General features: G+C 27.4%; 22 protein-coding genes. 7 read left to right on the plus strand and 15 right to left on the minus strand.

The genetic code is table 11. The features are described from left to right. Window positions 1–54 precede the first annotated feature (54 nt). The 5 genes from AACH12_RS09455 to AACH12_RS09475 all read right to left on the minus strand — a co-directional run bounded on the left by AACH12_RS09455 (window position 55) and on the right by AACH12_RS09475 (window position 3,537). Window positions 55–1,014: a D-2-hydroxyacid dehydrogenase gene (locus AACH12_RS09455; RefSeq protein ID WP_338535169.1), complete on the minus strand. Its 960-nt coding sequence runs from the start codon at window positions 1,012–1,014 to the stop codon at window positions 55–57. Between the two features lie 130 nt (window positions 1,015–1,144). Continuing rightward, window positions 1,145–2,323 (minus strand): glycerate kinase, encoded by a 1,179-nt coding sequence (locus AACH12_RS09460; RefSeq protein WP_338535170.1) that lies wholly within the window; start codon window positions 2,321–2,323, stop codon window positions 1,145–1,147. Between the two features lie 68 nt (window positions 2,324–2,391). Beyond that, window positions 2,392–2,739 carry a hypothetical protein gene (locus tag AACH12_RS09465; protein ID WP_338535171.1) on the minus strand — a complete coding sequence of 116 codons (348 nt, stop codon included), beginning with the start codon at window positions 2,737–2,739 and terminating at the stop codon, window positions 2,392–2,394. Continuing rightward, window positions 2,732–3,247 (minus strand): DUF6036 family nucleotidyltransferase, encoded by a 516-nt coding sequence (locus AACH12_RS09470; protein ID WP_338535172.1) that lies wholly within the window; start codon window positions 3,245–3,247, stop codon window positions 2,732–2,734. Before AACH12_RS09470 ends, AACH12_RS09465 begins: the two co-directional genes overlap by 8 nt. A 146-nt stretch (window positions 3,248–3,393) precedes the next feature. Then, on the minus strand, window positions 3,394–3,537 hold the full coding sequence (locus AACH12_RS09475; RefSeq protein WP_338535173.1) for a hypothetical protein: 144 nt from the start codon (window positions 3,535–3,537) through the stop codon (window positions 3,394–3,396). 76 nt (window positions 3,538–3,613) lie between these two features. Between AACH12_RS09475 and AACH12_RS09480 the strand changes: the two genes are divergently transcribed. Together AACH12_RS09480 and AACH12_RS09485 are read left to right on the plus strand one after the other, a co-directional pair. Next, complete coding sequence (locus tag AACH12_RS09480) at window positions 3,614–4,807, plus strand: MalY/PatB family protein (RefSeq protein WP_338535174.1); 1,194 nt, start codon at window positions 3,614–3,616, stop codon at window positions 4,805–4,807. A gap of 188 nt (window positions 4,808–4,995) precedes the next feature. Beyond that, window positions 4,996–5,298 carry a hypothetical protein gene (locus AACH12_RS09485; RefSeq protein ID WP_338535175.1) on the plus strand — a complete coding sequence of 101 codons (303 nt, stop codon included), beginning with the start codon at window positions 4,996–4,998 and terminating at the stop codon, window positions 5,296–5,298. A 41-nt stretch (window positions 5,299–5,339) separates the two neighbouring features. Here the strand turns inward: AACH12_RS09485 and AACH12_RS09490 are convergent, their stop codons facing one another. Further along, window positions 5,340–6,086 carry an NAD-dependent protein deacylase gene (locus tag AACH12_RS09490; RefSeq protein WP_338537370.1) on the minus strand — a complete coding sequence of 249 codons (747 nt, stop codon included), beginning with the start codon at window positions 6,084–6,086 and terminating at the stop codon, window positions 5,340–5,342. Between the two features lie 375 nt (window positions 6,087–6,461). On the opposite strand from AACH12_RS09490, the gene AACH12_RS09495 reads away from it, so the two are divergent. After that, on the plus strand, window positions 6,462–7,991 hold the full coding sequence (locus AACH12_RS09495; RefSeq protein ID WP_338535176.1) for a hypothetical protein: 1,530 nt from the start codon (window positions 6,462–6,464) through the stop codon (window positions 7,989–7,991). A gap of 342 nt (window positions 7,992–8,333) precedes the next feature. Next, window positions 8,334–10,133 carry an oligoendopeptidase F gene (gene pepF, locus AACH12_RS09500; protein WP_338535177.1) on the plus strand — a complete coding sequence of 600 codons (1,800 nt, stop codon included), beginning with the start codon at window positions 8,334–8,336 and terminating at the stop codon, window positions 10,131–10,133. Between the two features lie 137 nt (window positions 10,134–10,270). Here the strand turns inward: pepF and AACH12_RS09505 are convergent, their stop codons facing one another. Beyond that, window positions 10,271–10,792, minus strand: coding sequence for a GNAT family N-acetyltransferase (locus AACH12_RS09505; protein WP_338535178.1), 522 nt, complete (start codon window positions 10,790–10,792; stop codon window positions 10,271–10,273). Between the two features lie 344 nt (window positions 10,793–11,136). On the opposite strand from AACH12_RS09505, the gene AACH12_RS09510 reads away from it, so the two are divergent. Beyond that, window positions 11,137–11,595: an HD domain-containing protein gene (locus tag AACH12_RS09510; protein WP_338535179.1), complete on the plus strand. Its 459-nt coding sequence runs from the start codon at window positions 11,137–11,139 to the stop codon at window positions 11,593–11,595. Window positions 11,596–11,640: 45 nt separating this feature from the next. After that, on the plus strand, window positions 11,641–12,384 hold the full coding sequence (locus tag AACH12_RS09515) for a putative ABC transporter permease (RefSeq protein WP_338535180.1): 744 nt from the start codon (window positions 11,641–11,643) through the stop codon (window positions 12,382–12,384). Between the two features lie 134 nt (window positions 12,385–12,518). On the opposite strand, the gene AACH12_RS09520 is transcribed toward AACH12_RS09515, so the two are convergent. From AACH12_RS09520 to AACH12_RS09555, 8 genes are all read right to left on the minus strand, one after another. Then, complete coding sequence (locus tag AACH12_RS09520; RefSeq protein WP_338535181.1) at window positions 12,519–13,160, minus strand: CDGSH iron-sulfur domain-containing protein; 642 nt, start codon at window positions 13,158–13,160, stop codon at window positions 12,519–12,521. Window positions 13,161–13,267: 107 nt separating this feature from the next. After that, on the minus strand, window positions 13,268–13,798 hold the full coding sequence (locus tag AACH12_RS09525) for a redoxin domain-containing protein (RefSeq protein WP_338535182.1): 531 nt from the start codon (window positions 13,796–13,798) through the stop codon (window positions 13,268–13,270). A 114-nt stretch (window positions 13,799–13,912) separates the two neighbouring features. Further along, window positions 13,913–14,365, minus strand: a complete 453-nt coding sequence (locus AACH12_RS09530; RefSeq protein ID WP_338535183.1) for a hypothetical protein — start codon at window positions 14,363–14,365, stop codon at window positions 13,913–13,915. A gap of 88 nt (window positions 14,366–14,453) precedes the next feature. Beyond that, complete coding sequence (locus AACH12_RS09535) at window positions 14,454–14,714, minus strand: DUF2164 domain-containing protein (RefSeq protein ID WP_338535184.1); 261 nt, start codon at window positions 14,712–14,714, stop codon at window positions 14,454–14,456. Between the two features lie 16 nt (window positions 14,715–14,730). Further along, entirely contained in the window at window positions 14,731–15,690 is a 960-nt protein-coding gene (locus tag AACH12_RS09540) for a YeiH family protein (RefSeq protein ID WP_338535185.1), read from the minus strand. Between the two features lie 52 nt (window positions 15,691–15,742). Continuing rightward, window positions 15,743–16,630 carry a LysR family transcriptional regulator gene (locus tag AACH12_RS09545; RefSeq protein ID WP_338535186.1) on the minus strand — a complete coding sequence of 296 codons (888 nt, stop codon included), beginning with the start codon at window positions 16,628–16,630 and terminating at the stop codon, window positions 15,743–15,745. Between the two features lie 71 nt (window positions 16,631–16,701). Beyond that, complete coding sequence (locus AACH12_RS09550; protein ID WP_338535187.1) at window positions 16,702–17,553, minus strand: mechanosensitive ion channel family protein; 852 nt, start codon at window positions 17,551–17,553, stop codon at window positions 16,702–16,704. A gap of 200 nt (window positions 17,554–17,753) precedes the next feature. After that, on the minus strand, window positions 17,754–19,463 hold the full coding sequence (locus AACH12_RS09555; RefSeq protein ID WP_338535188.1) for an IS1634 family transposase: 1,710 nt from the start codon (window positions 19,461–19,463) through the stop codon (window positions 17,754–17,756). Between the two features lie 418 nt (window positions 19,464–19,881). On the opposite strand from AACH12_RS09555, the gene rarD reads away from it, so the two are divergent. After that, on the plus strand, window positions 19,882–20,772 hold the full coding sequence (rarD, locus tag AACH12_RS09560; RefSeq protein WP_338535189.1) for an EamA family transporter RarD: 891 nt from the start codon (window positions 19,882–19,884) through the stop codon (window positions 20,770–20,772). The last annotated feature ends 79 nt before the right edge of the window (window positions 20,773–20,851 follow it).

Raw genomic sequence — 20,851 nt, forward strand, 5'->3', positions numbered from 1 at the left:
TTAATGCCAAACAGTTATTTTTACATGTAAAAAGTGTTTGGCATTTTATTTTTCCTAATTATTTACAACATTAATTGCATTTCCATTAATAAAAGTCTCTAGATTTTTAACAGCAATTTTCATAAGTCTCTCTCTTGCTTCAAGCGGAGCCCATGCAATATGGGGTGTAATTATTAAATTTGGAGCTCTTAGCAAAATTGAATCTTTAGAAATCGGTTCTTCTTTTACTACATCAATTGCTGCCGCTTTAATTTTTCCATTTTCTAAATTTTCTACAATAGCTTTATCATCTATTAAGCCTCCACGTGAAGTGTTAATTAAAATTACGCCTTTTTTCATGAGTTTAATGGAATCATTATTAATTATATTTTTTGTGCTATCGAACAATGGAACATGAAGAGAAATAATATCAGACATTTTATATAGGCTTTCAAGTGATACAAATTTTTTAAAGTTCGTTTCAACTTCATTAACCTTAGAACGATTATAAATCAGAACTTTCATTCCAAATGCTAAAGCTATTTCTGTAGTTTTCTTCCCAATTTTACCATAACCTATAATACCAATAGTTTTTCCACTAAGTTCAATTTGTGGAGTCTTCCAGTAACAAAAATCTAAACTTTTTGACCACTCACCTTTATGTACTGATTCAGAGTGAAGTTCAACTTTATGACAAATATCTAGAAGAAGTGCAAACACATACTGAGCAACTGATGACGTACTGTAACTCGGTACATTTGTTACTGTAATTCCATATTGGTTTGCACCTTCTATATCAACCATATTATATCCCGTTGCTAAAACCCCAATATATTTTAGTTTTGGAGAATTACTCATTATTTCTTTAGTAATACTAATCTTATTAATAAAAATAATTTCTGCATTCTTTATTCTTTCTATTACAAGTGAATCACTAGTTCTATCATATACAGTTACTTGACCAAATTTATTAAAACCCTCCCAAGATAAATCACCTGGGTTAGATGTATATCCATCTAAAATTACAATATTCATATATTCTCCTCTTTTAATAAATGAATTTCTTGGATTCAGAGGGAGTTTTTACTCCCACTGAATCTTAGAAAACATAATCCAGGGCCTTTTTAGAGTTCTTTATCCCCCACTTTTTTTAGAAATGGGGCTATTAGAACTCTAAGGCATCGGATAAACTTACTCCAACTTTTAATATCCTACATAAACTGTTTGTAGCCTTTCTTAGTCTTTCATTTGCATTAATATAAATTTCATCCTTATCAATTGGATAAGTAATGGTTGAAATAAGAGCATCTACTCCAAAGTCGTAAATTTTTTCATAATTTTCTTTTGCACTCCCGACTATTAAAACAAGCTTTGAATCTGATTTATTTACTCTTTTAGAAATACCTGTTACTAATTTTCCAAAGCTTGACTGATTATCTAATTCACCTTCTCCAGAAATAACAAGATCAATATCATTAATTAATGAATCAAACTCAACTAAATCAAGCATTACATCAACACCTGATTTTAAAGTAGCATTAAAAAATACAGAAAGTGCCGCTCCAATACCACCAGCTGCTCCAGCACCTTTAATTAAATCTACATTTACGCCAAATTGTTTTAATAATAGATTTTTATAATTTTCCATACCGCTCTCTAAAAATGGAAGTAAAATAGAATTTAAACCCTTTTGAGGCCCATAAACATAAGTTGCCCCATTTAATCCAGTAAGAGGATTATTTACATCACAAATCACTGTTATTGGTATATTTTTTAGTTTTTTATTAATAACATTTATATCAATAAAATCAATTTCACTTAAAATTTTTCCGCCCTCTTCGTTAATTTCAACAAATTCACTATTATCATTTGAATTAGGTTTTTTAGTAAAAAACTTCACACCAAGGGCTTTTGCCATACCTACTCCACCATCATTAGTAGCACTTCCACCGATCCCTAGAAGAATTGAACTAACTCCGTTTTTAACAGCATGAAGAATCATTTGACCAGTTCCAAAGGAAGAAGCTTCAAATGGATTTAGTTCATTGGGTTTTAATCTCATAATTCCAGACGCCTCAGCCATTTCTATTACTGCAACATTTTCATAAATACCGTACCTAGCACTTATATTTCTTCCAAGCGGATCTTTTACTATACAATCTACATACCTTCCGTTTTTTGCTTTAATAATTGCAGCAAGAGTACCCTCTCCGCCATCTCCTATAGGAATCTCTATAATATCAGAACTTGGAAAATGTTTTAAAAATTCATCTTTTATAATACTACTAACTTCTACTGACGAAAGTGTACCTTTAAAAGAATCTGGTATAATCATAACTTTCATATTAAATAACCTCTTTTTATTTATTGATATCAGTCATTCTAAATAATTAAATTACATTTTTTACATAATCAGCACCAATATTTAGTTCCTAATAATAAATCTATAATTTTAAGTTGCTCATCAACTTTTTCTTTATCTAAAGTTTCTTCTTTTTTGCCATCAAAACCATATCCCCATAGCTCCCATGAAAACATCTTAAATGATGGATATTTATCTGTATTTTCTTGTAAAGACCAAATAATATTTGAAATTTCATTATATTTTTTTATATTAGTTTTTTGTAGTTCATTGTATTTATTGATATCAGTCAATACATTAAGTGATTTTACAAGTTTATACCTATAATTTAAAGATTCATTTTCCTTATAATTAATTAAAAGAAAATTTTCAAGATTTTTTACAAATTGTCTATACATTAAATTTCTCCTTAAACTTTAGACTATTCTTTTTAAATTCCATTTGTATTCTTTTGCTAAAATCTTTCCTATTAATAACATTTTGAATTAACTCATTTAATATTTTATAATCAGCTTCTTTAATTAGTTCTTTTATATCTTCTTTATCTTTAATAGAATATCGCGCTAATTTGCTTACAATAATATCTTCTCTACTTAATATATAAAATTTTAAATAGCTAAAACCATCAATAAATTTTGATCTTTTTTCAAAGTCAGTTGAAATAGGAGTCACATAAGTATCTAACATATCAAATCTATCAAACAATCTAAAAATTTTACCAACTGATGCATCATAATTAATATCAATAAAATCTATATCTAAAGTAGCTCTAGTTAAATAATCTCCAAGTATACAGCCTGATCCTCCAAGAATATATATAGGTGGACATTTTATTTTTTTTAAAAATGCAAAATCATCTGCATCATGTAACAATTCTAACAATATATCTTTATTTTTAAGTTCCATTTTACACCTCTAATTTTGTATTTCTAAATAAATTATACAATTATTAACTCTTTAAATCAAATATCACATCTATTAAATATAGGTCATATAAACTAATAGCTTTCTCTAATCGTTTATAAACTTTTTGAACAATATAAAGTTTTTTTTCAATCAATTTTAACTAACGATTGATGAATAAAGTAATTCCAAGTATAATTAATTAAAAGATTTAGCAAGAAAATAAAATAATTGACAACAAAATCAAAATAACCACTTTTAACTATTGAAATACAACTTACTACCATTTTCATGTAGATTTTTTACAGATAAATTCAGCTTTACACCTTTTAAATTTATATTTAATAATACTAGTGAAAGGATTTTATTATGGATTATAATTTCGATTCAATAATTGATAGAAGTATTTACCCAACTGAAAAATGGAGCAAGGAAAAATTAAATAAATATTTTGGAAATAAAGATTTATTATCTTTATGGGTGGCTGATATGGATTTTAAAACATCAAATTTGTTAATAGACGATTTAGTAAACAGAGCCAGGCATGGAATATTTGGATATGAATACAAAACTGATGATCATCACAATGCAATCATAAATTGGTACAAGAAACGACATAATTGGAGCTTTAAACAACACGACTTGTACTACGCACCTAATATTTTATCAGCTATTTCTATTTTAATTGATTTACTAACGGATGTTGGAGATCATATTATTATCCAAACTCCAGTATATTACCCTTTTTCGAAAAACATTAAATATCATAAAAGGATTCCTATAAATAATTCTTTAATTTTAGTTGACGGAAAATACGAAATAGATTTTGACGATTTAGAGGAGAAAGCAAAGAATTCAAAGGCAAAACTAATAATTCTATCAAATCCTCACAATCCAGTTGGTAGAGTGTGGAAAGAATACGAACTCAAAAGAATTGGTGAGATTTGCTTAAAATATGATATAAAAATAATTTCAGATGAAATTCATGGAGATATTGTATATAAGAATTATAAGTATACACCCATTGCTTCTATTTCAGAGGATATTGCCAATATTACTATGACATGTTTATCACCAGGAAAAACTTTTAATATATCCGGTTTAAGCACTGCAGCTGTAATTATTTCCAACAAAGAGATTGCAAAAAAATTCATGAGATTTGAAAACAAATATCATATTAACACCAATAATTCCTTTTCTTTAGTAGCATTTCACTCATCGTATGCAAAATGTGGACAGTGGTTCGATAAGTTTTTAGTATATTTAGAGGACAACTTACTGTTTTTGAAGAATTATATTAAGAAAAATTTGCCAATTATAACCTTAATAGAACCTGAAGGAACTTATTTGATATGGATTGATTTAAGAAAACTTAAGATGAAAGACAAACAGCTACAAAAATTCATCATTGATGAAGTAAAAGTGGCATTTGTTTTTGGACATTGGTTTGGAAATGAGGGATCTGGCTTTATAAGAGTCAACATTGCATGCCCAAGAAAAATATTAGAAGAAGCATTAATACGATTAAAATCAGCAATTGATCAACACAATGTTAATCTGTAGTTTATATAAAATTAAGTTTTAGATATAAGTACTTAAAAATAGCAACTTATATAAATCATAAATATGAATAAAAATTTAGGAAAAATATCGTATAATTGTATTACAAAAAATTATGATTAAAACTCAATAATTTGGGTATATATGTAGTCGTTAGTATTATTGTTTTTATTAGTTAAGGTGGTGATAATATGAATAAAATTCTAATTAATCAAATTATAACACTAAGAGAAAAAAGAAAAGTTCTTGAAGCTGAACTCGGACTTTCATCTGAAAATGCTCATATTTTTTCAAAAATTGAAATGAATCTTATAAAACAAGAAATAAACAGTGAACATGCATATTATACTCTTGAAAAAATTAAGCATGAACTACTCTTTGCTGAAGATGATTTTATTAGAGCATACAGCAAAATCGATGGCAATGATATAAACGACGAGTGGAATAATGAATTTGAAGGTCTAATTAACAATGATATGTCAAAACTAATTTAATGTAAAATCTTCCTAGCTATTGATAATTCAATAGCTTTTTTCTATTCTAAATACTTCATGACTTCACCCAAAACTTTTCCTATGTTATCATCAAAGACTATTGTTGCCTTTGAATCATATTTTGTTGGTGTTTTATTAATAATAACAATATTTTCACCTTTAAATTTACGGATTAACCCTGCCGCAGGATAAACTAGTAAAGAACTTCCACCAACTATTAATAAATCTGCATTTACAACATGATTGACAGCATTATCAAATAATTCATTACTTAAAGGCTCACCGTACATAACTACATCAGGTCTTATCTTTCCTCTACACTTTGTGCATAATGGAACCCCCTCATATTTTAGTACATATTCAAGATTAAACTTTTCACCACAGGATTGGCAATAACTGTTATACAGCGATCCGTGTATTTCTATTACATTCTTACTACCTGCCATCTGATGCAACCCATCAATATTTTGAGTAATAATAGCTTTTAATTTGCCTTTTTCTTCAAGATTTTTTAAAGCAAAATGAGTTGAATTAGGTAGTGCATCTGGATATATTAAGTTTTCTCTAAGGTATTCATAAAATCGTTCTGTTTTATTATTAAAAAAATCAATACTTAAAATTTCTTCTGGCGATACACCGTATTTAGATTTTTTTGAATAAAGACCACATGAAGAACGAAAATCCGGAATATTACTTTCAGTAGAAGTTCCTGCTCCACCAAAAAACACTATATATTGGCTTTTATCTATTATTTCTTTAAATTTTGATATTTTTTCTATATTCATTATTTTCATCCTTTTATTAAAATTTTTTATTTAGAAATGTTAATTCTTTTTTTCTTACAACAAACATATTACCACTCCTAAGAAATTGTTTATACTTTAGATTATAACAAATTAAAGTATAAGAAACACCTTTAAAAATCATAAAATAACATCATCATTAAAGCCACCACGTTCCTCTCGTTTTGTATTTCGAATCATTTCAAGTTTACTAAAATCAATTTTTTTTTTGCAATACCATAAATATTCTCGAGATATATACCAGGTACATATAATTCTACCTGTAGTCAATAAATTAATTTATCATTAAAAGTGTTTAATCATTGAAGAAAAATGGTATAAGAATAGAAAGTATTACATTAAATACAATTGGAGGGAGTTATGAAATTTAAATCTGTTATTGAATCATTAGCTACTATTACTGACTTAAAAAGAGTTTCTAGCGCTTACGTCATTGATTATAGAAACTTACAAAATGAAGAAGTTAAAAATGCATTGTTAAAAACTGCACCTCAATATTACTATAATGAAAATGTAGAGAAAGCTTTGAATAGCTTATTACTATCAAGTAACAGAGATGAAAGAATACTTGCACCAATTATAATAAAAAATCTACTTCTTCATACAGATGATTTTAAAAGTACTCAAAAAGAGTTATCTGACTCCGTAATTGAATATGAACAAAATACTATTAATAAGTCAAATGATTTTTTTGATAATCATAAAGCTGGTAAGCAAAGTAGTTTTGAATTTTTTAAATTCGTTCTTGAGGCAGCCTGGGAAAAAGATGGAAGTATATCTGTTGACGAAAAAAATCTTCTAAATAAAATAAGAATAAAATTAAATATTACTGATGATGAAAGAAATGTACTAGAAGCATCTATCGGAAAATTTCCGTCATTAGGTAATAATCTTCATACACGTGAAACAATTGATATTGTTAAGAGAAAACTCCAATCATCAGGCTTATTATTCTGTATTAGAGATGAGAATAAAATTAATTATGATGTTATACCAGAAGAAATAGCATCTACACTAAAATCATATTTTAATATAGAAATGAAACATCATGGTTTTATGGAATTGCTTGATAGTAAACACTTTAGAAACAAAGCATATTTAAAAAATATTCTTGATAAAAGTGGTTTAAATATAAATAATAACTTACGTCTAGATGATTTGAAAGAATTGTGTCTGACACATATTAATCCATCCATACTCCTTGGAGGATATTCATCGCGAGATGGTTTCGATACAGCAACCCTCTCAAAGTGGTGCTCTGAGTTACACTTACAGACCTCTGGTCAAAAAAGTGAACTTATTGCACGTGTAATCGATTTTTACGATAATTTACGTAAAGATATAAATTTACTTGAAGATAATCGGATTATCTATTTTGAGTATTTTGAAGACTTAGCATCTAGAAATCTTGATCAATTAAGATCTCAGAATATTATTGTTAAAGATTTAGAATGCGAAAAATACTTTGAAAGAGCAACTGATTATATATTTGAAGAGCTTTTAGTTCAAAAACCTCTTGCACTAAAAGGTACAGAACACCCAGATGGCATGTTATCATATCAAGAAAAAATAATTATGTGGGATAATAAGTCTAAGGAAACTGAAGTTAATTTAGCTGATCACATCAAACAATTTGATAGATATATTAAAAATTCAGAGAAGAAAGTACCCATATTCCTTGTAATAGGACCATCATTCACAGAAAATTCTATAAATGTCGCAATGCAATATATGTTAGAAAATGATACAATAATTTCTCTTGTTTCTGCTAACGAACTTAAAGAGCTAGCAATTAATTGGAATAAAAAATATACAAAAGGTGCAGATCCATTCCCATTAGGTTACTTTAAACAACCCGGAAGATTTAATAAGAATTTAGTAAATATATAAAAGTTATTTATTAATAGCTTTATAAATTAATAGAACCGTTACATATTGGTTATATACTAATTGTAGTGGTTCGTTTTTTTGATTACTAATTTAAACGCCTTAATGGTGTATTAATACTGCAAAAATTTAACTCTCATATATACTTTATATTTAAAATATATTAAGAATTTTTTCTAGTGATTTAATTCTCAGCTTTTATTTTTTTCTGCCAAATTTTGCTTACAAATATATTTCTCTTAAAAATATGATATAATATTTTTAATATGGCTTTTATTTATTATTTATTAATCTATATTAAGAATTTTTATTCCCCCAACAAATACATATACAAAGGAGTTTACAATGACAAAACGATTAAAACGTAGTGAAGTTACTAGCGAAATGACTTGGGATTTATCTGCGCTATTTAAATCTGATGAAGACTTTAAAAAAGCCCTTGAAGTAGCTAAAAGTGACGCTGAAAAAATCAAATTATTTAAAGGAAGTTTAACTCATGATGCTTGTAATTTATATAAGGCTATTGAGTCTCTTGAAAATCTTATAATTTCTCTTGATGCACTTGGTACTTATGTAAGTCTATTGGAATCTGTTGATGGTGCTAATACTTCTTATCAAGAGTTAGCTATGAATTTTGAAGCTGTTGCTACTGAAATTAGCGCTGGTCTAACTTTTTATGATAATGAAATTATGTCAATTACTAAAGAAGAATACAAGCAATTATTTATTAATGAGCCAAAACTCGAAGTTTATAGAGTTTATCTCGAAGATATATTTACTCAAAAGGAATTTAAACTTTCTGATGATACTGAAGAAACACTTGCTGCTCTTGGAGAAATAACTGGAGCACCATACAGAACTTACTCAACTAGTAAATCAGCAGATATGCAATTTGATTCTTTTAAAGACAGTAAAGGCAACTTGCTTCCAAACTCTTTTGCTTTATTTGAAGGAAAATATGAATTTAGCGAAGATAGTGTAACTAGAAAAAATGCTTATGAATCATTTAATAAAACTCTAAATAAATATAAAAACACATATGCTTCAATTTACAGTACAGAAATCAAAAAACAAGTAACTCTAAGTAAATTGCGAGGATATGCATCCGTTACAGATATGCTTCTTAAGCCTCAAAAGGTTACCAACGAAATGTACCATAGACAAATTGACGTAATTTATAAGGAATTAGCTCCACATATGCATAAATTTGCAAAACTTATTAAAAACGAATTAAAACTTGAAAAAGTACATTTTTACGATCTTAAAGCTCCTCTTGATACTACTTTTAACCCATCTGCTACTTATGAAGAAGCAAGGGATATAGTTATTAAATCACTTGGAATTATGGGGGATGATTATACAGATATTATTAAAAAAGCTTTTAATGAAAGATGGATTGACTACTCTGACAATGAGGGAAAATCTACAGGAGCTTTTTGTGCTTCACCTTATGCGGCTCATCCATATATTTTATTAACTTTCCAAAACAATATGAGAGATGCCTTTACTTTGACTCATGAACTTGGTCATGCATGTCATTTTTATTTGGCAAATAAAGAACAAAGGTGTTTTAATACTGAGCCTTCAACTTATGGTGTAGAAGCACCTTCAACTATGAACGAAATGCTTCTTGGTAGATATTTACTTAAAACTACTAGTGAACCTAAAATGAAAAAATGGGTTATTTTACAATTCCTTGGCACATATTATCACAATTTTGTTACTCATCTTTTAGAAGCTGCTTTTCAAAGAAAAGTTTACGCCTATGCAGAAGAAGGAAGACCACTTACTGCAAAACTACTTTGTGACAGTAAGCTTGAAGTGCTAAGAGGTTTCTGGGGTGATTCAGTTGAGATTGATGAAGATGCTGGTATGACTTGGATGAGACAGCCTCATTATTATATGGGCCTTTATCCATATACTTATTCTGCTGGACTAACTGCATCAACTGCAGTTTCTGAAATGATGTTCACTGAAGGTAAGCCTGCAGTAGATAGATGGATTAAAATGTTAAAAACAGGTGGAAAGGAAAAACCACTTGAACTTCTTAAAATTGCTGGAATGGATTTAACTTCTGATGAACCTGTTCAAAAAGCTGTTAAATTTGTTGGAAGTTTAATTGATCAATTAATAGAACTTTCTTAAAAATGATTAAGGCCTGTTAAAAGTTAAATGCTTTTAATTGGCCTTTTTATTATGTTTATAAAAGTCTTTTATACAAGACAAAATTATCAAAACAACGCATAAAGTCTTTTATAAAAGACCAAAAACGTTTCATGTTATTAGTCCAAAGCCTTCAGCATTCTTATATCACTTTTCCACTCACCGCAGTTATAAACAAAATTTTTAACTACACCCACTACTTCATAGTTAAGTGACTTATATAATTTTTGTGCTTTTGTATTAAACTCAAAAACCCCAAGTTCTATATATTTTAAACCGCTTTCTTTACATTTTTTTTCAATATCTTTCATTATTAATTTACCTATTCCCCTTCCCCAGTAGCTTTTTTCACCTATAATTATACTAATCCACGCTGTTCTTGGATTATTGGTATATAGATATTCAAATTCACTGTCAATCGAATAATAACCAATTGCCGAGGAATCATCGTAAACTATATATACTTCTTTTGTTTTATTGGATAAAATATTGAATTTCAATTCAAATGGGCTAACATCCATAATTTCTTCAGTCGTTGTTCTTGGAAAGATAAATTCTTTTATATTAGGATCATTATCCCAATTTGCAAGTATATTAAATATAGTGGTGTCATTCATATTAATTCTTTTAAAATTTATCATGATTTCTCCTTTATTTTATAGTAAATATTTTTAATTAAATTCTATTTATCCGATGCTTTAGAATTCTAATACCCCCACTTCTTAAAAAAGTAGGGGATAAAAAGCTCTAAAAAGGCCCTGGATTATGTTTTCTAAGATTCAGTGGGAGTAAAACTCCCTCTGAATCTTAGAAATTCATTTATCACTTAGATAAATTAAGCTATAATGATATTATAGTATTACATATTTTAAAAATATATCTTTTTGTACTAACTAATAAAACTTTAGTAAGAAACAAATAAAATATTTAATTGTATAATGCTATTTTGTTTCTTATACTTTATTTACCCCAAAAGGACAAAATTATGCTTAAAAGAATCAACCCAAAACTTAAAATTACAGATGATTTACTTTATATGTCTCTTGTTGATGATATTATTAATAATCCTGCTGTTATTGATATGAAAAATTATATTCATCATGGCAAAATAAATTGTTTTGAGCATTCGCTTCATGTATCTTATTTATCTTATAGATTATCTAAAAAATTAAAACTTGATTACACTTCTTCTAGTAGAGGAGGTTTTTTGCATGACTTTTATTTATATGATTGGCATATTAAAAATGAAAGAAAAGGACTTCATGGATTTACACATTCCAAAGAATCCCTTAAGAACGCTGAAAAAATTTTTAATCTAAGCGACAAAGAAAAAGATATAATTTTAAAACATATGTGGCCACTTAATATAAAATTTCCAGCTTATAAAGAATCATTTCTTGTTTGCTTTGTTGATAAGTACTGCGCAATTAAAGAGTATTTTTAAAATTTCTCAAATAAATTCTAGAAAATCGTCTACTTCGGAGGTATTATGATTGTATTTATATTAAAATATTTATTTCTATTTGGAACTGGATCCCTTTTTGGATGGGGTCTTGAACTTGTCTATAGAAGATACTTTGGAAAAGCTAGAACATGGATTAATCCAGGATTTTTATCTGGTCCCTATTTACCACTTTACGGAAGTGGTGTTGGTATTCTTTTTATTGTGAGCGATATGAACATAAATTTTTTTATTAAAATTATTCTTTTTACTTTTTCTACAACAACAATAGAACTTTTAACAGGATTATTTTTTCTAAAATTTTACAACACAAGACTTTGGGACTATACAAATTTAAAATTTAATTATAAAGGATTAATCTCCCCATTATATTCTCTATTTTGGACTATTCTTTCTTTACTTTTTTACTTTGTTCTATATCCATATTTTTATAATCAAATTGAATTTTTATATAAAAATCTTCAATTTTCATTATTTGTGGGAATATTTTACGGTGTTATTATTGTTGATCTTATAAATTCATTTAATATATTAAATCGTATTAAAGAATTAAGCGACGCCATTGAAGATAGTCACTTTATTATTCAATATGAACAATTTAAAGATGAAATTAAATATAAATTTGAAGGCATCAAATCTAAAACAAGAAAACCTCGTTTTCTACTCCCATTTAAAGGAGAATATGATTTAGTGGAACAAGTTAAAGAACATATTGAAAATCTAAAAGAAGAAAGCAAGAAAAAAATTGAAAAACTTACTAAATTACAATAAAACTAGCATAAAAAAGAGTTAATATATCCCGATTTGCGCGGATTATTAACTCTTTTTTTAAATTAATAACTAATATCACAATAAATCTTAGATACTTTAATGCTAACAGAATTTTGTGCAAAAATTGATATCCTTTATTTATTTACTTTACCATCATCTTTAAATTCTTTATACCAATGAGATCCATCGCAAAACGGTTTATTTTTTGAATGTCCACACCTGCAAAGTGCATAATGTTCATCAGACTGAGGATGATCTTCATCATAATCAAGATTAATAGATCCTTTTATATGATATGGTCCATTCTTTGTTAATTCAATTATTTGTTCATCTGAATACTTATCGTACTTTACACCATCTATTGAATAACTTAAAGCACCTGATGGACATTTTTTTATAACTTCAATTATTGATTTAACTGTTTCACCGTCAGCGTCAATCCAAGGCTCTGTATTCATTCTAAAAACTTTTGGAAGTCCACCAGTGCAAAATCCTGCATGAGAACAAATTCCTCTATCATCGTGAATAGTTATTTCTTTTCCAACATAATTATCTACTTTTCTAGCCTTTCTACCTTTTTCTTTTTCATCACTAAAATTTTCGTGTATATGACTTCCGTCGCAGTAGGGTTTAGTTTTCGATTTACCACATCTACAAAGAGCAGTTACAGAATTTTCACATTTGTTTGTTTGTCCCTCTGAATCTAGTATTTCTTCTAATTCACTAACAAGATAAGGACCATTTTTTAATGGCTTAATACTAATGTTTTTTTTCAAATCAATCCCTCCAATTTATATTTGTGATACAACTTTATTTAAATAAAATTAATCATATTTAATAAAATACTTTAATAAAATTCACAAAAGAAAAATCAAAATTACTCTTATCTTATTAAAGCAAATAATTCTTCAATGGGAAGATGGTCTCCAATATCTTTTCCATAATAGGCTCTAATAATCTTATGATTAGAATCAAGTAAAAAATCAGCTGGTAAAAGAGTTTTTATACCATCACTCTTGCCAAGCTTAAATCCTTTTGAAAAAGCCTTTGACATCCTCTTTAAGTTCAAACCACCTATTATATATCCTAGAAGTGAAGCTTCTACACCAAAATTTTTATATATTTTTCTTTTAGGATCGCCTATTATTGGAAAAGGTGATTTTTGTTTTTCCATATATTTATTAAGTGTATCATTTGATGATTCAAAAAAAGCAATCATACTTAAACCTTTTTCTTTAAGCAGTGGCTCATTTTCAATAAGTTCGCTTATTCTAAGATTACATAAAGGGCACGATGCATACCTATAAAATGATACAAGTGTATATTTCCCTTTGTAATTTCTTAAATCTATATCTTGCCCTTTTATATCTTTTACTTTAAAAATTGGACAAGTCGAATTTTCTTTTAATCTCATAATTACTCCTTTAATCTAATATACTTATATAGTAAAATTTAAAATTTTTTCATTATATTTAAAATACCCTAAAAAACATAAAAAATGCATTTTAGGGTATTATTATTTTTTTTACTATTTTGATTTTACTGCTTTTTCTGTATCTTTAAATAATTTATTTCTATTTTTTATATAATTTACTATCAATCTATTAGATACTTTATTTGTTTCATTATGCTTATAAACTATTTCAAGGACTGTCATTTTTTCATTTTTATATCTTGGTATTGCTTTTATTAATTTAGTATTTTCAATTTTATGTTCCTGTACTTTAAGTAATATATTAAAGGAAGTGTACATAATAAAGTCATCAGAGAATTCTATTGTAAGCACTGTGTTTTTCATCTTTTTTGCTAAAATATAAAGAAGCGTTCCAGCGCAAAACAATAAATATATATACTGATTTGATGGTTCTACATATCCACTAGTACTAAACATTAAAATTGTAATTAAAATAATTATTATACCTAGACCAATAAAATAATCACGTACGACCTTATCTCTTTCTGCTATGTATTTATTTTTCATATATTCTCCCCATACATTTTTGTACAACCAATATTTCAAACGCCCATTTATTTATATTCTATATTATTTCGTACACTCCTTTACTTATTTACTTGTTATAAAGCAAATCAAAATCACTATCTAAATTATCCATTTTTTCACTAAACCATCTCCTTGCATCATCAAGTGAATTATTATAAATAGTAGGTCCAATTTTTTCTATAAAAAAATCTAATAACACTTCTGAAGCTAAAGTACCTATATCTTCTCCTCTCTCTTCGTTAAAAAATATTTGAATTTCTTTTACTAGAATCGCTTTTTCTTCTTTTGTTATAATTCCAGAAAACTTTTTCGATTTTTTTCTTCTCATATTCCCTCCAATTTTTCTATAAAACTGTAATAATCGCGCTCAGACCAATTGTTGATAAAATTAAAAATAAAACACTTCCCATAAGAATTGCATTTTTTGCTTGTTTTTTTATGATTTTAAAATGGACATGTAATCCAAGACCTGTCATAGCAATTAATATAAACAAATCACTAAGACTTAATATATATTTTGTGATTTCACTAGGTATTATTTTTGTTATTCCAATTATTGATGTTACTATGAACCATATTAGATATTGTGGCATTTTTGCAGTTTTACCTTCTGATTTAAAAAATTTAGATAATATTATTGAAACTGGAACTAACATTAACACTCTAAGTAGTTTTATCATTGTACCAATTTCTTTTGAAGCATCACCGCCTGCTCCCGCTGCTGCAATTGCATGTGCTACTCCGTGAAGCGTAAGGCCTGACCAAAGACCATAGTGAATCACATCTATTTTTCCCAAATTGAAAACAAAAGTATAAATAAAAACCCCAAGAGCACCTAGTAGGCTTATTGTTGAAACTGCAAGTGCAGTATCTTCTGTTTTGGCTTTTACCGAATCAGATAAGGCTACTATTGCTGAAGCACCACAAATTGAAGAGCCTAAACTTATAAGTAAAGATGTTTTAGGGTTAACTTTAAATAGTTTCCCAAGATAAATTCCAAGGAAAATTGCAAGTGATATATATCCAATTACAAGAAAAATACTTTTTACTCCTAGTACATTTAAACCAGAAATACTCATTTTAAAACCCAATAAAACTATTCCGTATTTAAGTAATTTTTTTTGCGAAAATATTATTCCATCTTCAAATGACTTTGGAATTTTAAAATTATTAACTACAATTATGCCTAAAATAATTCCAATAGTAAGTGCCTCAATTTTAATATAATTTGATAAGAGCTTACTTACAATTATCGCAATAACAGACAATGATGATACAAAGATAATTCCTTTTATGTTTTTCATATTAACCCCTCCTAAATTTATTTTAGCAATGATTTAATAGGATTAATAATTACTATTTGTAATTGTTTAATAACAATTCGTTATGTTTGATAAATGTATCAATAAAATTCGTATTTTCACCTTTACACCAAACATAATATAATTTTCTTTCAATTTTAAAATTTGAGATATTTTGTATTTTTAATTTATTTTCTTTTATTTCTTTTTTAACTGCAAGTTTAGATATAAAACTAGATCCCATATCTTTTGAAATTAAATCTTTTATTGCAGTAATATCTCCTATTTCCATATAGTTTTTAAAATTCTTTATATTTAAATTATGATCGCTTAGACGATTTTCAAGTAATTTTCTCGTACCAGATCCCTCTTCACGCAGTATAAGTACATCATCTAAAATTTCGTCCAAAGATTTATTTGATTCTATATTAGCTTCTAATGAACTTACATACACTAAACTATCTTCCATAATTTCTTTAGTATTATATTCATTAAGACTAAATACTCCTTCAACTAATGCAAATTCAATATCTTTTCTATTTAGTTTTTTTAATATTTCATTTGTATTATCAACCGTCAAAATTATATTACAATTATATTTTTTCATATAATTTTTCATTAAATCAGAAACTAAATATGCTCCAATTGTCTTTGTTGCCCCTATTTTATAAGTTTTAGTTTTATTATTTGCTGCATTTATCTTTTGATAAATTTGATTTTCTAGTACTATCATCTGATAAATTCCACTTTCTAAAAGATAACCCGCTTTAGTTATTTTGATTTTTTTTCCAACTATATCAATAAGTTTAGTATCAAGTTTTTCTTCTAAAAACTTAATATGTTTTGATACTCCCGGCTGAGTCATATTTAACATTTTTGCTGTTAAAGTCATATTTTTTGTTTTTACAAGTGAATAGAAAGTTTTTAATTTTATATCTATCATTTTATCTCCTAATTATCAATTATATATTTTTTGTTTTTTTTTGAAATATATACATATACAATTATTAGTTTCTATTTCTCTAAATATATTTTCTGCGATGGATATGCAAAATTAATATTTTCTTCTTTCATAAATGCTTCGTATATCTTTTCATTTATAAAATTATTAGTATCTCTTCTCTTTCTAACAAAAGATAAATATCTAAGTTCAATTTGAATGCCACTTTCTTTAATACTAAAATACGTTATTGGAGTTAATTTACCAGATTTAACTGCAAATTTCTTAGACATTTCTTTCTGCTCATCCCTAATTTTAGTGAATATCGTTTTATCCATTGATTTGTTTGCTATATCAATAATTATTTCTTTTGCCCTATCTTTATCACTATCAAAAGTTATCAGTACATCAATTTCATCCCATACAGCATTAAATCCTGATGTAAAATTAAAAAAAGGATCAGTAAAAATTTTACCAGTAGGTATAGTTGCAAGTCTACCTGTTGACTGATCTAACTTCACCCAGTTTCCAACCTCAAGAACTACAATATAAAACATACGAATATCAATAACATCACCCTTTATATCCTTATATTCTATTCTATCTCCAATTTCAATTGGTCTTTTAATCATAAATAGCATCCAACCTGCAATATTTAATATCACTTGATTTAATGAAAGAGCAAGACCAGCTGATGTAAAGCCAAGTATAGTAGTTACAGAAAATACATCTTGTAACCAAACTAGCATAATTATAAAAACAATTATAACCGTCCTAGTATAACCAATCCATTTTCTAGTTAAATGCTTTGTTTTAACTCCTTCTTCTTTTTTTACAAGAATTTTCATAATCAAAGTAGATAAAACATATACTATTAGTATTGCAAGTGTAGTAACAATTAGTTTATCATAAAATATTTTATTCAAAATGATTCACCCCTATTTTTATTCAAATCAAACTTCTTCTTCTATTATCCTATAAAGACATAAATAAATCTATCTAAATATATAATTTTATACTATAACTTAAGTTCTGCAATAAAACAACAAAAAAACTACCCGCATAACACTGGTAATAGTGTAGTTGCGGGTTTTCTTTTTTTACGTTTTATTGTAGTGTTTTGAGCCTATTTTTTAGTTTCTGAAATATTTTTTTTGATTTGTTGTAACGTTCTTATCTTTGTTGAAAAATCAACGTTTGTAGCTAATCCAATATCTTGTAAAACTTCATCATAATAATCAAATAAATAATAGTTTTGATCGACGTTTGTACAACTACATTTTTTTAGACTATTAATAATTCTGGTAATGCTATATTTCCCATTTAGTTTATATTCAAGTATTCTAGCTATGACTAATGCAATGAAGCAAGTTAGAAAATGCGCTTTTATGTGTTTTTCAGTTGATACAAACACAGGTCTTGATTCTAAGTCGCTTTTAGTAACCTTAAATGATTCTTCTATCTTCCATAAACCGCGATAAATTTCAATGATATCACTAGCTGATTTTTCATACTCGCTTGTCACTAGAACATAGTAACCATCAAGTTCTTCTTGATCTTTGATTTTTTTTTTGTCCAGAATAAGTGCCGTTGAATCTGCAATTTCTCCCGTTTCTTTTACAAAAGTAAGATTCTTAACATAGCCTGCAGCACCGTGAGATGTAGAGCGATTATAACTAGAAGGAGATTTAATAAGTTTTTCTGCCTTTTCTATGGCTTTTGCTCTCTCGTGTCTAGCTTTTTTTGCGTATTTTTCACTGTAAAATACAACTTGCTTTACATCAATTGGTTTCTTTTTCTTTTTACCTGATGCCATAGTTACATTTATTTCTGTAGGATATAAACGTGATTTCCACTTGTAGTCAGATCCAAGCCATTCGAATCCTTCATCATTTTTGATATAGTTTTTAAGTTCTGCATTAGCGCCTCTTGCTGTTTGACTAAAGACAAATCCATCATTTGCTGAAAGAGTATAATTAATATTGTCACCTGTATTCATACCTTTATCTGCAACAACTATTACTTTACCTAAATCAAATTCTTTTTTCATACGAGAAAACGTTGGTCTATACGTTAAACAGTCATTAGTATTTCCAGCGTAAAGATCGTAAGTAATAGGAATACCATTGGTATCCATAAATAAACCCATTTGAACAATTGGATTAGGGCGGTGTTCTTTAGAAACACCTTTGCGTCTAAAATCATCGGTTTTATCTGACTCAAAATAGTAATTGGTTACATCGTAATAAACAAGATTGGTATCTCTACTGTAGTTCTCTTTGATACGATCATTTATCCAAAGTTGTAGTTCATTACTTTTTTCGTTGAAAAAACTTAATGAGCGGTAAACATCGTCTAAAGAATAGTTTGTTTTTTCAAAGAACATATCTCTATTGTCGTATGCTTGCTTTTTTGAACCCGGCTCTAATAGTCTTGAGTTTATAAGTAACTTCATAATGTGATTAGTATTTGCTTCAATCTTGGTAGAACGTTGTCTGTTTATTAAAAACTTATCTATCTCAAGAGTGTGATAGATAGAACTCAATGCAGCATAGCCAAAGTTTTTACGGTTATTGGTACCAATAGAAAGTTTTTCAGATGATTTGTATTTAACCAATACATCTATTTCTTTAACTGAACTTTCATGGTTCATTTCTTTCACGATATTTTCAAAGTGTTCTATTGGATCAGTATAATCTTTATATAGTTCATCTAAATATCCAAGTGACTGAATTGTTCTAGATCTAGGTTTTTTAGTTTCTTTATCTCTATAGCTTTCAACAATAGAAAGGTAAGTTCGACCAGATTTCTTTTGTTTAATTTTTCTAAGATACATATTATCACTCCTTTTACTGTATATACTTATTATATCATAAAACTACTTAAATCTACAGTAATACGAAAGAAAAGTAAAATAAAAAAGTCTAAACCAATTCGATCTAGATAGGTTTAGACTTAACTATATATAATTTGCTGCAAAACTAGGGAATTTTCATAATCAAAGTAGATAAAACATATACTATTAGTATTGCAAGTGTAGTAACAATTAGTTTATCATAAAATATTTTATTCAAAATGATTCACCCCTATTTTTATTCAAATCAAACTTCTTCTTCTATTATCCTATAAAGACATAAATAAATCTATCTAAATATATAATTTTATACTATAATACTCAGTGTAAGATATTTCTCAATCTCTCACTCCATAAATATGAAAAAGAGATTATACAATAAATGTTAAAAGGAAAAAACATGGATAAAAAAAATTATATCAATGGAATAATATACGGAACACTCGCATTTACTATATGGGGAATACTTCCCTTGTACTGGAAAGCTGTAAATATAATTAACCCTTATCAAATATTTCTTCAAAGGGTAGTTTGGTCATTTATTTTTATTGCCATTTTAATTATATTTACCGGCAAATCAAAAGAATTCACTAGTGTACTAAAAAAGCCAAAACTATTTTCTAAAGCAATTGCTCCATCATTATTTATATCTATAAATTGGCTACTATATATTTGGGCAGTAAATAATAACTATGTAATTGAAACAAGCTTGGGTTACTATCTAAATCCTCTTGTACTTACCTTGCTTGGTAGAATATTTTTAAAAGAACATCTAAACAAACTACAAATTATAGGAATAAGTTTTGCAAGCATTGGAGTTTTGCTTCAAGCACTTTTTTATGGACGTATACCTTATATTGCAATAGTACTAGCTGTGTCTTTTGCAATTTATGGACTACTTAAAAAAACTTCTCCATTTGAATCATTACATGGACTTGGTTATGAAACTTTAATAATAGGAATACCCTCAGTAATAATTTTATCAATCATTGAGGGAACTGGTAAAGGTATAAGTGGAAATATAAATCCAAGTTTCTGGTTTTTAATCGCACTTAGCGGAATAATAACAGCTACTCCGCTCGTTCTCTACGGAGCAAGCACAAGAAAAATACCACTTAATGTAGTAGGTTTTCTACAATACATTGCACCTACTATAGCTCTTTTTTTAGGAATTTTTGTTTTTAAAGAGCCATTCAATTCAAATTCTCTAATATCATTTGTACTAATTTGGATTGGACTTGCTTTCTTTTCATATTCACAGTATAAACTATTAAAAAACTCAAGTAATTAAACTTGAGTTTTTATTTTCTTCTATATTCATATTCATCACGTCTTCTAGTAGGTATTATAAGTTTTAAACACAGAAAAAA

It is taken from the genome of Helicovermis profundi (assembly GCF_033097505.1).
Lineage (GTDB): Bacteria > Bacillota > Clostridia > Peptostreptococcales > Acidaminobacteraceae > Helicovermis > Helicovermis profundi.

Bases quoted from the DNA above. Each gene is read 5' to 3' on its own strand.
- AACH12_RS09455 (WP_338535169.1), bottom strand. From the start codon at position 1,014: ATGAATATTGTAATTTTAGATGGATATACATCTAACCCAGGTGATTTA.
- AACH12_RS09460 (WP_338535170.1), bottom strand. From the start codon at position 2,323: ATGAAAGTTATGATTATACCAGATTCTTTTAAAGGTACACTTTCGTCA.
- AACH12_RS09465 (WP_338535171.1), bottom strand. From the start codon at position 2,739: ATGTATAGACAATTTGTAAAAAATCTTGAAAATTTTCTTTTAATTAAT.
- AACH12_RS09470 (WP_338535172.1), bottom strand. From the start codon at position 3,247: ATGGAACTTAAAAATAAAGATATATTGTTAGAATTGTTACATGATGCA.
- AACH12_RS09475 (WP_338535173.1), bottom strand. From the start codon at position 3,537: ATGAAAATGGTAGTAAGTTGTATTTCAATAGTTAAAAGTGGTTATTTT.
- AACH12_RS09480 (WP_338535174.1), top strand. From the start codon at position 3,614: ATGGATTATAATTTCGATTCAATAATTGATAGAAGTATTTACCCAACT.
- AACH12_RS09485 (WP_338535175.1), top strand. From the start codon at position 4,996: ATGAATAAAATTCTAATTAATCAAATTATAACACTAAGAGAAAAAAGA.
- AACH12_RS09495 (WP_338535176.1), top strand. From the start codon at position 6,462: ATGAAATTTAAATCTGTTATTGAATCATTAGCTACTATTACTGACTTA.
- pepF (WP_338535177.1), top strand. From the start codon at position 8,334: ATGACAAAACGATTAAAACGTAGTGAAGTTACTAGCGAAATGACTTGG.
- AACH12_RS09505 (WP_338535178.1), bottom strand. From the start codon at position 10,792: ATGATAAATTTTAAAAGAATTAATATGAATGACACCACTATATTTAAT.
- AACH12_RS09510 (WP_338535179.1), top strand. From the start codon at position 11,137: ATGCTTAAAAGAATCAACCCAAAACTTAAAATTACAGATGATTTACTT.
- AACH12_RS09515 (WP_338535180.1), top strand. From the start codon at position 11,641: ATGATTGTATTTATATTAAAATATTTATTTCTATTTGGAACTGGATCC.
- AACH12_RS09525 (WP_338535182.1), bottom strand. From the start codon at position 13,798: ATGAGATTAAAAGAAAATTCGACTTGTCCAATTTTTAAAGTAAAAGAT.
- AACH12_RS09530 (WP_338535183.1), bottom strand. From the start codon at position 14,365: ATGAAAAATAAATACATAGCAGAAAGAGATAAGGTCGTACGTGATTAT.
- AACH12_RS09535 (WP_338535184.1), bottom strand. From the start codon at position 14,714: ATGAGAAGAAAAAAATCGAAAAAGTTTTCTGGAATTATAACAAAAGAA.
- AACH12_RS09540 (WP_338535185.1), bottom strand. From the start codon at position 15,690: ATGAAAAACATAAAAGGAATTATCTTTGTATCATCATTGTCTGTTATT.
- AACH12_RS09545 (WP_338535186.1), bottom strand. From the start codon at position 16,630: ATGATAGATATAAAATTAAAAACTTTCTATTCACTTGTAAAAACAAAA.
- AACH12_RS09555 (WP_338535188.1), bottom strand. From the start codon at position 19,463: ATGTATCTTAGAAAAATTAAACAAAAGAAATCTGGTCGAACTTACCTT.
- rarD (WP_338535189.1), top strand. From the start codon at position 19,882: ATGGATAAAAAAAATTATATCAATGGAATAATATACGGAACACTCGCA.